The 12912-nt window shown below is 44.0% G+C and carries 9 protein-coding genes and 1 tRNA gene; 5 read left to right on the forward strand and 5 right to left on the reverse strand.

The features are described from left to right. From phoR to NLG07_RS05145, 4 genes are all read left to right on the forward strand, one after another. Entirely contained in the window at positions 1–1320 is a 1320-nt protein-coding gene (gene phoR, locus NLG07_RS05130; protein WP_254856619.1) for a phosphate regulon sensor histidine kinase PhoR, read from the forward strand. Next, positions 1256–2275 (forward strand): PstS family phosphate ABC transporter substrate-binding protein, encoded by a 1020-nt coding sequence (locus tag NLG07_RS05135; RefSeq protein WP_254856620.1) that lies wholly within the window; start codon positions 1256–1258, stop codon positions 2273–2275. The genes phoR and NLG07_RS05135 overlap by 65 nt, the downstream gene beginning before the upstream one ends. A 126-nt stretch (positions 2276–2401) precedes the next feature. After that, positions 2402–5209, forward strand: a complete 2808-nt coding sequence (locus tag NLG07_RS05140) for a hypothetical protein (RefSeq protein WP_254856621.1) — start codon at positions 2402–2404, stop codon at positions 5207–5209. Between the two features lie 122 nt (positions 5210–5331). Next, positions 5332–7980, forward strand: coding sequence for a TonB-dependent receptor (locus NLG07_RS05145; protein WP_254856622.1), 2649 nt, complete (start codon positions 5332–5334; stop codon positions 7978–7980). Between the two features lie 65 nt (positions 7981–8045). On the opposite strand, the gene NLG07_RS05150 is transcribed toward NLG07_RS05145, so the two are convergent. The 4 genes from NLG07_RS05150 to NLG07_RS05165 all read right to left on the reverse strand — a co-directional run bounded on the left by NLG07_RS05150 (position 8046) and on the right by NLG07_RS05165 (position 11806). Continuing rightward, the gene (locus tag NLG07_RS05150) at positions 8046–9059 is read right to left on the reverse strand and encodes an SMP-30/gluconolactonase/LRE family protein (protein ID WP_254856623.1); all 1014 of its coding nucleotides are present in this window, start codon (positions 9057–9059) and stop codon (positions 8046–8048) included. A gap of 54 nt (positions 9060–9113) precedes the next feature. Further along, on the reverse strand, positions 9114–10658 hold the full coding sequence (locus NLG07_RS05155) for an AbgT family transporter (protein WP_254856624.1): 1545 nt from the start codon (positions 10656–10658) through the stop codon (positions 9114–9116). Positions 10659–10729: 71 nt separating this feature from the next. Continuing rightward, the gene (locus NLG07_RS05160) at positions 10730–11326 is read right to left on the reverse strand and encodes a YigZ family protein (protein ID WP_303049221.1); all 597 of its coding nucleotides are present in this window, start codon (positions 11324–11326) and stop codon (positions 10730–10732) included. Between the two features lie 9 nt (positions 11327–11335). Next, complete coding sequence (locus NLG07_RS05165) at positions 11336–11806, reverse strand: FKBP-type peptidyl-prolyl cis-trans isomerase (protein WP_254856625.1); 471 nt, start codon at positions 11804–11806, stop codon at positions 11336–11338. 97 nt (positions 11807–11903) lie between these two features. On the opposite strand from NLG07_RS05165, the gene NLG07_RS05170 reads away from it, so the two are divergent. Then, positions 11904–11980, forward strand: a tRNA-Arg gene (locus NLG07_RS05170). A gap of 41 nt (positions 11981–12021) precedes the next feature. Here NLG07_RS05170 and NLG07_RS05175 read toward each other — a convergent pair. Beyond that, entirely contained in the window at positions 12022–12852 is an 831-nt protein-coding gene (locus tag NLG07_RS05175; protein WP_254856626.1) for an HAD family hydrolase, read from the reverse strand. Positions 12853–12912 lie beyond the last annotated feature (60 nt).

A 12912-nucleotide genomic window follows, 5' to 3' on the forward strand; every position in this document is an offset into this window, starting at 1 on the left:
GTGTATTACCCACTCTCTTTAAAAAAGAGTATCGGTATCCTAGTTGTATTTCTGCTTGTGTGGTTGGTAATAGGCAGTTGGGTCAACGATTACTTATTATCACTTAGTATCGCCATGGCGGGATTGGTCGTTTTTAATTACTATCAGCTATTTCGCTTGAACCATTGGATCTGGCATTCAAAAAGATTATCTCCCCCGTCTGTCTATGGTGCTTGGGAATACATTTATGAAGGTGTGTATTTTTTGCAGCGTCGCAACCGCGCTAAACGCAAAGAGTTAGGTGAGTTAGTTAAGCGCTTTAGGGAAGGAGCGGAAGCCTTGCCTGACGCGGTTGTGATCATCGATTCAGATTCAACGATTTTGTGGTGTAACCGTTTGGCCAGATTAGAATTGGGAATTCAATGGCCGTCTGATTTGGGCTTGCGTATAGACAACTTATTACGTCATCCTTTGTTTGTCGAGTATTTTAATGAAGGAGATTTTTCTCATCCCATTGAAGTGCCGTCTCCAATTAATCAAAACAAGACCAATGAATATCGTATTATGCCCTACGGGGATGATAACTTGTTATTGATTTCAAGGGATGTAACACGTGTATCTCAACTAGAAGATATGCGCAGAGATTTTGTGGCCAATGTTTCCCATGAAATGCGCACACCATTGACTGTGATTTCTGGGTATCTTGAAATGCTTCCTGAAAGTGCCGTTAATGCGGATCCGTTTGCTGGAAAGGCCCTGCATGAAATGTCAGAGCAAACTAAACGTATGCAACATCTGATTGAGGATTTGTTAGTCTTATCTCGCATAGAAAGCAGTTCGGAACGCATCTATGAAAATATCGTGCAAATGCCCAATATGCTATCGCAAATTGAGCAAGAAGCCTTGCGTTTAAACAAAGAGCATGGTCATTTGATTCGTTTTCACATTGATAAGTCTTTAACCATGTTTGGTGTGGAAACCGAGATCCGTTCGGCGTGTTCGAATCTCATTTTTAACGCAATCAACTATACCCCTGCAAAAGGCCAAATCGACGTTCATTGGTATCGCGACGGTGATAATGCGGTCTTTAAAGTAATAGATAATGGCGATGGTATTGAAGAAAAACATTTGTTGCGGTTAACGGAACGCTTCTATAGAGTGGATAAAGCACGTTCACGTAAAACGGGCGGTTCAGGATTAGGCTTATCCATTGTCAAACACGTCTTAAACCATCATAATTCAATGCTCAAAATAAAAAGCATCGTTGGAGTCGGCAGTGAGTTCTACTTTATTATCGGACCAGAATTGTTACCCGAAGTGGTTATGGACGCTACTATTTAGCATCTCGTTGACACTGTGTTTTCCAGCGTATTCTGATTCAGAAGAGCAACAGTTTGGAATTGTTGGCATCTTGCATTCAATTGGCTCTGATACGTTAGATGATGTCATTACTCAGTGGGCGAGTGCCTTCCAAAAACGCTACCCCCATATTCGTATTCAAATCCAGACCTCAGGTTCATCTGCTGCACCCATAGCGATTATTGGTGGCACCGCTTCGATAGGGCCAATGTCTCGTCCCTTACGAGACTCCGAGCGGCAATCATTTGTCAAGAAATATCACTACGAACCAACGATGTTAACGGTAGGCATCGATGCGATTGGTGTATTTGTCCACCCGGCCAATCCGGTGCAACAAATTTCACAATACGATTTGGATGCTGCATTTTCAGTAACTCGCTTCTGTGGAGCTCGAAATAATATTAACCGTTGGTGGGGGCTAATAAAAAGCAATGATTTGACCGAATTTGCGCAATCAGAAATCCGCTTGTATGGACGAAACTCAGCTTCTGGAACCTATGCGTTTTTTAAACAAACGGCCTTGTGTGCTGGCGATTACAAAGCTGAGGTTCATCAGCAACCGAGTTCGTCTGCGATTATTCGGTCGGTTGCCAACCAAATCGACAGTCTTGGTTATGCTTCAATAGGTGCGATTTCGAATCTGGTAAAGCCACTGGCATTGGAAAATCAATCAGGTGAATACATATCATTGAACGAACAAAATATTCAATCAGGGGCTTATCCTTTAACTCGGAACCTATATTTAATGATTAATAAACCGCCAGAGGCGGATCTCTCTCCAAGCTTGAGGGCGTTTTTGCGTTTTATTTACTCGGATGAAGGGCAGTCCATTGTGTCACAGAATGGTTATGTGCCGGTATCTGATGCTATGCGCCGTCGTGAGTTGGCTAAGTTTGCCCCGCTAAAGACCAAGCAAATCCTTGAAGTTATTCGTTAATCTTAAAAAATATGAAAGTTTTGTGACAATTTTCTCATGTAACATTACTGTCATTTTCACCATGTAATCTTCGCCAGAATTATATTTTGGAAAAAATTCCATAACTTAGTCCAAACGGAGAACAACATGCGTTTAAAGCACATCTTTCAAACGTCAGCACTTGCAGCGGCATTAGCGCTTGCTGGTTGTGGTGGTGATATCAACATTAGTGAAGGTGACATTGTTACTACTACTAATACAACCAATAATAATGCGCCAAGCACACCAACCACTCCGACTACACCAGTCGATACAGCACCGGGTCAGGCATCAGCCTTTTTATCGACTCAAGTGTCAAATGCATTGGGTGAGACAGTGGAAGTACGCACATTGTCAGGTCGTTTAACGGCGTCTGATGCGGATGCACAAGGAAAAGTCATACTTACCAATGACACAGTGTGGGCTCTAGAAGGCCCTGTCTTTGTCGGTGGTGATAATACCGATAGCGTCATTCTTGAAATTGAAGAAGGTACTATTATTTTCGGTCGCTCTGGAGCGGATTACTTGGTTGTTAGCCGTGGTTCACAAATCGAAGCATTGGGTTCTGCGTCTGCTCCTATCCTAATGACGTCTTATAACGACGTGCTTGGTGATGTTGTTGGTGCTGGTCAATGGGGTGGTTTAGTTATTCTTGGTAACGCACCAACTAACGCTTGTGAAGTAGGCGACGCAACGTGCTCAATTCAGGTTGAAGGGGTACAAGAAGGTGCTGTATACGGCGGTGTAGATAGCACTGACGATTCAGGTACATTAAACTACCTAGTTGTTAAATATGCTGGTTTCGAAATTGCACCAGATAACGAATTAAACGGTATCACGTTTGGTGGCGTTGGTTCTGGTACGACGGTTGAGAACATCCAAGTTCACGCTAACGCGGACGATGGTATAGAATTCTTCGGTGGTTCTGTAAATGCTAAGAACGTTGTTTTAACTGGTATTCAAGACGACTCAGTCGATTGGGATCGCGGTTACAACGGCAAGCTTCAGTACATTTATATCCAACACGCACGTGACAACTCTGATGCCAACCGTGGTATCGAAGGTGACGGCGATGGTAGCGGTACGAACCCTAATTTCTCAGCTCCAATGGTAGCTAATATCACCATCATTGGTAACGACTTTGACGGTGAAGATGATTCTGAAGGTGTTTTATTACGGGACCAAACGGGCGCAAAAATCATGAACATGCTTGTGACTGGCTCTGCTGGTATGGGCGAATGTTTAGAAATGGATCACGACGATACAGTGCAAGGTAACTTGCAAAACGGTGGAATCGAGATTACTCACTCTGTCATTTCTTGTGCAGAAGCATTTAAAGGCGTAGCTTCAGATCAAACTGGTCTGGATGCAGCTGGACTTGAAGCGTGGTTTGAAGGTCAAACTGGTAACCAAAACATTGCTTATGCAGACCGTGCTAACCTCGGCTTAAACATCGATGGTACGCTTACGACTGAGTCAGCATTATTGACAGCTGGCGGAAACCCTGCAAGCTTGGATAGCTTCTTTGAAACCAACTCATTCGTTGGTGCGGTAGGTGCTGATGACTGGCGTCAAGGTTGGGCATTTGGTTTTGGTGGCGGAACAGTTGACGTAGTGTCTACTGCATCTGGCTGTCCTGCAGGTACCACAACGATTGCATCTGTTGATGGGGTAACACCAACTTGTCAAGTATCAGGTCGTTTAACTGCAAACTTACGTTTAACCGCAGGTAACCACTACGCTCTAGACGGTGCAGTATTTGTCGGTGGTGACAATGTTGATTCTGCAACCTTGACTGTTGACCCAGGTGTCATCGTTTACGGTTCTTCTGGTAACGATTATCTTGTAGTTAGCCGTGGTTCGAAAATTGAAGCAAACGGTACTGCGTCAAACCCAATTACCTTTACTTCACGTCAACACGCACAAAACCCAGCTACATTGGATAATGGCGCTGCTGGTCAATGGGGTGGTTTAGTTATCTTAGGTAACGCACCATCAACTAAATGTCCTGCAGACTCAGCTTGTGCACTTCAAGTAGAAGGTGTAGCAGAAGGTGCCGTATTCGGCGGTAACAACGAAGCTGACAACTCTGGTACATTACGTTACGTTCGCGTCATGCACGGCGGTTTCGAAATCGCACCGGATAACGAGTTAAACGGTATCACGTTTGGTGGTGTTGGTTCCGGTACAACAGTTGAGTATGTACAAGTACACAAAAACGCTGATGACGGTGTTGAGTTCTTCGGCGGTACGGTTAGTGCTAAGTACGTTGTTCTTACAGGTATCCAAGATGACTCGGTAGACTGGGATAACGGCTACAAAGGCAACATGCAGTTCGTACTGGTTAAGCACGCTGACGACAACTCTGATGCAAACCGCGGTATTGAAGGCGACGGTGACGGCGGTGATGACGCAGTTAACTTTGGTTTCTCAAACCCAGTCGTTGCAAACATGACTGTGATTGGTAACGACTTCGACGGTGAAGACGATTCAGAAGGTTTACTATTACGTGACCAAACGTCTGCTAAGCTATATAACTTCGTAGTGACTGGTTCTGCTGGCATGGGCGAGTGTTTAGAGTTTGACCATGACGACACAGTACAGGGTAACCTCACTAACGGTAACATGGTTATCTCGACTTCAGTGCTAGCCTGTGCCGAGAACTTCAAAGGTGTCGCATCTACCGAAACAGGTTTAGACGCAGCCGGTGTTGAAGCATGGTTCCTAGATGCCTCTCGTAACAATGCAGTTGCAACTGACCAAGCAGCAGTGTTAAACGGTATCTACACAATTGACACTTCAGTGACTGCAACGGATGCAGCAACACTTGGTAGCTTCTTTACAACAACTGATTTCATCGGTGCGGTAAAAGATGCGCAAAACGATTGGACAGCAGGTTGGACTGTAGGTCTATAAGACCCACACCCACGCTGTAAGATGAAAAGTGCGTTACTCTATAGTTAGCTATAAGTAACGCACTTGTGTTTCAAAAATCCAAGTTCTCAGCTCACCATATGAGCTAAGGAAATGAGGTAACCATGAAAAATTCTAACCATAGGTTTCCTGTTGCACCTTTATCAATTGCTATTTTAGCAGCATTATCTTTTACGCCGGCAGTACATGCTCAGGAAAGCGAAGATGAAGTCATTGAAGAGGTTGTTGCGACGGGTACACGCTTAAAAGGAACGGCAACAGCGGTTCTTGAAGAGCGTAAAAACCAAGCATTCGTTGCAGATATCTTAGGTGCTGAGCAAATCTCACGTACCGGTGATAGCGATGCAGCATCAGCTTTACGCCGTGTGACAGGCCTTACGCTTGTCGATGGTAAATTTATTTATGTTCGTGGTTTAGGTGAGCGTTATTCATCAACGCTTCTAAACGGCGCAAATGTGCCAAGCCCGGATCCAACTCGTAACGTTATTCCACTGGATTTGTTCCCATCAGATATTATTGAAAGTCTCTCGGTACAAAAATCTTATTCACCGTCGATGCCTGCATCGTTTGGTGGTGGTAACGTGGATATTCGTTTAAAGTCTATCCCTTCAGACTTTATTTTTAATGTGTCAGCGTCTTTGGGGACGAATTCAGAAAACAGTGGCGATGCCATTGGTTATAACGGCGGTGACCGCGACTGGTTTGGCGAAGATGACGGTTCGCGTGCAGCGCCTGCTGTGATTGTTGAACGCTGGACAAATAAGAACTTTTTAGATGGTCTTGAACAAGAAACGGCTCTATCGTATTTCTCGCTAATGAAGCGCGATTACGATCCTGTTTTTGAGTCAGTTGGTCCTGATTTTGGTTTGAGCCTTTCTTTAGGCAATAACTACGACATCAATAATGATTGGCGTTGGGGTTATTTGCTGACGTCAAGCTATGACCGTGGTACTAATGTCTCGGAAGAATACGAGCTTGAACAAGCTAACCGTGTAGGTGATATAACTGAAATTGTTCGTTTTTTCGATGAAGTTTTAGTCACGGAGAAGACGGTAAAATGGTCAACTATGTTCAACCTAGGTCTCGATTATAACCGCAATCATCGCGTGGATTATTCACTCATCGCCCTGAACGATACCTCTGATGAAATCAAAGAGAAGTTTGGTAATACTGAAAACTTCAACTTAGGTGAAGGGTTGCGCATACGCGATATCGGTGTCGATTACGAAGAACGTCAAATGTTTACCAATCAAATTAAAGGCATGCATACTTTCCCAGAGTATAACTTCGCTGGTTTTGATTGGAAATATTCACTCGGTCGTTCGATTCGTAATGCTCCTGGTAGTTTTAAAACCCGTTTCTTGATGGAAGATCTCAATGGTGATGGCATGTTTGATACCACCAATGAGATTGCTTTGACAAACTCAACGGGTGCGGCGCAGTACGATTTCCAAATCTTACATGACCGGGTTGAGAACTACGGTTATAACTTTACTTTGCCCGTCACGACTGAAGATTGGGAAATGGAGTTTAAATTCGGTGCAGACTTCCTAAGCAAAGCGCGTACCGCTGAAAACCGTCGTATTGCGGTGAGCACACGTGCGTTTACTAACTCGTCTGATCTTGCTGGCGGTGCGTTCGCTGACATCATGAGTAACGATGTGCTTGCAAACGGCGATTTCCGCGAAGGTACGCCTTTGATCCGTGACTTGACGATCGCAGGTGATGATTATGTTGCTGCACAAAAAGTCGATGCATATTACCTTGAAGGTGATTTTTTCTATCAAGGCAAGTGGCGCTTTAGCGGCGGCGCTCGCTTTGAAGACTTCCGTCAAGCGGTTGTACCTTTTGATCCTCGTACGAATCAAATTGATTTGGCAGATGAAGATGATCGCGCCCAATTAGCATTCCAAGAAGATGACTTCTACCCAGCATTTGCCTTGACGTACTTTATGGAATCAGACATGCAGTTACGTGCTTCCATTGGTCAAACCGTGGTTCGTCCTGATTTGCGTGAAGTATCATCTGCTACGTATATCGACCCATTAACTGAGTTCCCAGTTGCGGGTACTCCAGGTGTACGTACTACGTCTATCTTAAACTATGATTTGCGTTGGGAATGGTACCGTGAAGCTGGTAATAACGTCTCTGTTGGTATTTTCTATAAGGATATGGAAGACCCGATTGAATCAGTACAGTCTCCAGCCCAGGATGGTCCGCCATTGATTCGTATTGCCAACGCTGAAAGCGGTACCTTGTTTGGTGTCGAAATTGAGTTCTTGCAAGATTTGATGTTTGTCGGTGACGGTATTTGGGAAAACTTGTTCTTGTCAGGTAACGTGACAATCTCTGATTCAGAAATTGAATTAGATCGTCAAAACATCGTTGAGCAAACCGGTGTGTCAGCAGCGATTACTAATACAAAACGTCGTTTAACTGGTCATTCTGAGTATGTAGTGAACCTACAGCTTGGTTTTGATTCTGATAATGGTGAGCGCAGTGCATCATTAGTGTACAACGTATTTGGTGACCGCATCTTGATCCCAGGCATTGACGGTTTTGATGATAACTTTGAGAAACCGTTCCATTCTTTGGATTTGGTCTACAAGTTTTATCCAGATTTTAACACGACATGGACATTCAAGGTGGGTAATATCCTTGGTGAAGAAAAAGAGTTAGAGTTTGAAGACACACTCTTGCGTCGTGAGAGCAAAGGCACGAGTGTCAGCTTGTCGTTCAAATACGATTTCTAATTACACTGTAATCAAATATCAAGGCGCTATACATTTTTATGTATGGCGCTTTTTTTGATGAATGACTAAGGTAATGTGAGCATGGCCATGTTATTGTGATTTAGAGAACCAAGATAGAGGAAGTTGCCGTTGCGCACTGTCGTTGTGATTTGCGTATAGCCAGAGTCTGCTTGTAAATTGTGAACCACATTCCCTTTTGCATCGACGGCAATCGTCATTGCGTAATTGGATGAAGGTTTTAAAAATGTCTTGGGCAATCCCCCAATCCACCTTCTCACCATCGGATAGGACGCAAGCTGAGTGATCAAAGGGTCATTTAAGCCAATAACACTGATCCACAATAATCCTTCATCGTCCAAAAACAGATTATCTGGCATCCCGGGTAAGTTGATAAAGGTGAGTAGCTCATTACTTGTCAAATCGAGCGCAAGCGTCCGAGACCGCCCTGTTTCGTTAATATATAAAATCGACTCGTCTGCATTTAAGGCAACGCCATTGGCAAAAAATAGCCGATCCACCAATAACTCCAAAGTATTTGTGGTTGCGCGATAGACAAAAATGCGTCCAGTGTGACTCGCTTCGATAAAATCTAGGATGAAATCGTGATAACTGAAGCGTGTTGACGCATCAGAAAAATATATATCCCCGTTGCTAGCGATGACGAGATGATCAACAAAAAGCAAAGGGATTGCTTGGTACTCATTCGCTAAAACCGTCCATGAATTATCCGGTTCAAGCCGAATTAACCCTTTATCGGCATCTGCGACAACCAGGCGTTGTTGATTGTCAAAACGCATTCCAAGAGGGCGACCTCCGGTATTAGCGATGAGTTGTGGTTGACTGGTATCGTAAGGAGGTAGGAGTTTAACGATATCGCCATTGGCTAGCCCTGTCCACAGTGCACCTTGGTCATCAAAAGTGATGTCTTCAGGACCTTGACCGCATGGCTGACAAATCAGTTGATAGTTTACTAGCTTGTTATTTGGTGAAAAGTGACCATCTAATGTCACAGCGGTTGATGGCTGCCAAACTTCTGGGCGAACAGGTGAGAGAGAATAGGGCAGAATGAGCAGCGACATGATGCATCCTAAGACACATCCTGTCACTAGCCAACTGCGATTGCACATTAGTATCTAAAAGCCCAATGGAATGCCAAAGGCAAAAAAGCCAATGAGCAACGCCGTCCAAAAGACCAAGAACGTGATGGAGTATGGCAACATGGTCACGATCATGTCACCAAAAGTGAGTTGCGGCTTGTATTTGCGCATAAAGGCCAATACCACTCCTGAGTAGACCATCATGGGAGTAATGATATTGGTTGAGGAATCCGCAACACGATAGGCAGCAGCAACCAGGTCTGGTGTCATCTCCGGATTAACTTGATATAACATGGGGACAAAAATTGGCCCTAATAGCATCCATTTTGACGTCAGTCCCCCAACGAACAAATTAATAATGGCAGTCGTTAAGATAAATCCAATGATCAATAGAATAGGGAACTGTTGTAATCCAAGCGCTTGCAAAAAGCTCGCCCCCAAATACGTAATATAGGTGCCTAGCCCAGAGTATCCTAATAATCCCAGAAAGTTATAACAGAAAAACGTCAACACCATGATATATCCCATGGTATTGGATTGTTTGATCATGGATTGAATGATGTCCATTAAAGACGTGAACGTCTTTGCACCATAACCATACGCTGCACCCGTAATGACGAAGACGAGAGTAATCATCAAAATGACGTTATTGGTAAATGGCGTGACAGTGTTACCCGCATCATCAGTAAAACTCGCCAGAGGTCCCATCGCCATAAATACAACGATTGCCAAAGATATGAGTAAGCCCCAGAATGCGAAGGTAAGGCCTCGACTTTCTTCAGGCTTCACGGCGAAGTCTTCTAAATTCATCTCGGCAGGGACTTCGTATTCGTCATTGGCATAGCGCGGAACAACGAACTTATTGGTGACCCATGTGCCCAATACGACCAGTAAAAACGTGGATACTAGAATGAAAAAGTAATGCATGGTCGCAGGGACTAACACCGTCCCTTCTGCAGTGGTAAAGGGCACGCCTTGGCTCTCAGCAAAAATCTTAGCATTCATCCCTATAATGACATCCACTGGCGTTGCAGGGATCAAATTGGCACTGAAGCCTGCTGAGACGCCAGCAAACGCGGCCGCCATACCAATGATTGGATGCTTGCCTAATCCGGCAAATAACAAACCCGCAAGCGGGATCAAAATCAAATAGCCAGCATCGGTCGCAATGGAGGACATAATGCCCAAAAAGACCAAAGAGGGAATGAGGAGTTTTTCAGGGAGTCGGTTACCGAGTTTTTTGATAAGCGTCGCAAATAAACCTGAGTATTCCGCAACACCAACGCCCAGCATCACAATTAAGATAACCCCTAACACACCTCCACCAAAGGCCAGCCAGTTCGCTACTAAGGCATTATCAAATAACCAAACGACATGTTCGCTTTCTGCCATATTTTTGATGGTATGAGTAATAGTAGAGCCATCGGCTGATTGGGTTTCGAAAGTCAAACCGCCAATCAGGGCTGTTAATATAAAAGCGAAAACAAAAAAGTAGATAAAGATGATGATGGGATCCGGGATCTTTTGTCCGGCTTTTTCGATAAATTGAATGATTTTGGATGGAGAAGTTTGCGTCGTCATGTTGTTTTTTGTGATGTTTTTTTGTTAACTAAAGCAAAAATGATAGCAAACTGCAAGTGTTACTGCTGAGATTAAGGTTGCTGAACCTGTATTTGCTGGTTGCGACACCAGTCGATAAAAGCGGATTCGTGCGCACATGGAACGCTAGCGCAAATTTGCACACTTTGCGAGTAGACGACCTCTTGAATCAATATATTTAGCTTTTGTGCTTGCTGCCGTAGCCATGGTTCTTGGTGAAACTCGCAAACGATATTATATATATGGCGCTCGATAAATGGGGTGGTGTCAGCATGTTCGAGCACCAACTTGGTTGCTTGAGAATAAGCTCTTACCAAACCTCCAGCCCCAAGCTTGATACCCCCAAAATACCGACTAATGACGATCATGACATCACCGCATTCAGAGTGAGTTAGCACATTAAGCATGGGTTTTCCTGCGGTACCAGAAGGTTCTCCATCGTCATTGTAACCTTGATTATTTGGTTGTTGCGGATTGCCTAATAAATATGCCCAGCAATGATGACGGGCATCGGGATAAGATACTTTCTCTTTGGCTAATGCATCCATTGCCTCAGCGCGTGAAGCAATGGGGTAGACGGCTGCGTGAAACAGGCTTTTTTTGATTTCATAAGTGTGAAATGCCGGCTCCGTGAGCTGTTGGTAAGTCATTTAAATAGGCTACTCAATACCTAATAACTCAACTTCAAAAATCAGGGTTGAACCGGGTTCGATTTTACCGGCTGCATTATTGCCATAGGCTAGTTCAGGCGGGATGAAAAATCTGAATTTGTCGCCAACCACCATCAGCTGGACACCCTCCGTCCAACCTGGAATAACGCGATGCAATGGAAAGCTAATGGGCTGGCCACGCTCTACTGAACTATCAAACACCACGCCATTGATCATGGTACCGTGGTAGTGCACTTTGACCGTATCTGAAGCTGTTGGGTTTTGTGTGCCGTCTCCTTTGGTTAGAATTTCGTATTGCAAACCTGATGAGGTGGTTTGAATACCATCCTTGCTTTGGTTTTCCTGTAAAAACTGCTGGCCGATAACGAGATTTTCGGCAGCGATTTTTTTGCTTTCAGAGCTTTTGTAAAAGACGAATAAAACGACTAGGGCAATAATCCCAATGATGACAAACTTCATATAATTCTCTTGGTTAACTAATAGATTTGAAAATTAATTTATTATAACAGCTTATCTGTACATTTTGAGAAGTTCCGTTACAATACACATCCTCAACGCACCCTTAGCTCAGCTGGATAGAGCGCGCCCCTCCGGAGGGCGAGGCCGCAGGTTCGACTCCTGCAGGGTGCGCCATAAACAACAAAAACCAGCCTTGTGCTGGTTTCATTCTTTTTTCATAGATTAAAGCGCTGCCTAACAAACCGCGCTACACCATCTTCATGATGATGACCTATTACTTTTGTCGACATGGCTTTGATTTCATCAATGGCGTTTGCCGGAGCGTAACATTCATCTGCAATCGCAAACATTGATGCGTCATTATCATTGTCCCCAAAACAAATAATATTGGCGTCTTCGTATTTAGCTTTGACTTGTGCAATAGCACTGCCTTTTGAAGCAAAGCGATGATGAATATCTATCCACCAATGTTCGTCAGACTCATGTGTCGGTCCAGAATACGCGATGAGTTCCTCTGTGTCATTGATTTGATGATACAACGATTTAACCTTTGTAGATGTGCCGATCATACTGATATTGGTAACGACTACCTGTTCATTAATTTTGTGCAGAGGTTGCAAGCGAAATTCACACTTTTTTTCACAATATGCTAACCATATTTTCTCAATGGTCGTTTGGGGGACAGTATGAAAGATAAAGTGCTCGGGGACTTGTTTGCCTTGAATGATACCGCTGACAAATGGGGTTAAATCAGATTGGTTGGCAAGTAACAGGATGGTTTCTACGTCTTGGGAAGTCAGAGTGTGGCTAAAATCTAGTTGTTCTTTTTGAGGATGCCATAAAGTCACGCCATTGGTGTAAATTTGTGATTGAGTTAATGGATGATTTCCCAACACCTGTGTCGCGGATGCTAAAGTGCGCCCCGTGGCAACCGTATAAGCAATCCCATGCGCATCAAGCAACTTAAGCGTATCGCGTGTAAAGTCACTTAACCCAGAGGATTGATTGAGTAAGGTGCCATCAAGATCAAAAAAGATAAAGTCCATATACTATTTTAATTTTTCTTTGGGTAGAAATTAAAAATAACGAATTTGTCGAACTTTGTA

Source organism: Alteromonas sp. LMIT006, assembly GCF_024300645.1.
GTDB lineage: Bacteria > Pseudomonadota > Gammaproteobacteria > Enterobacterales > Alteromonadaceae > Opacimonas > Opacimonas immobilis.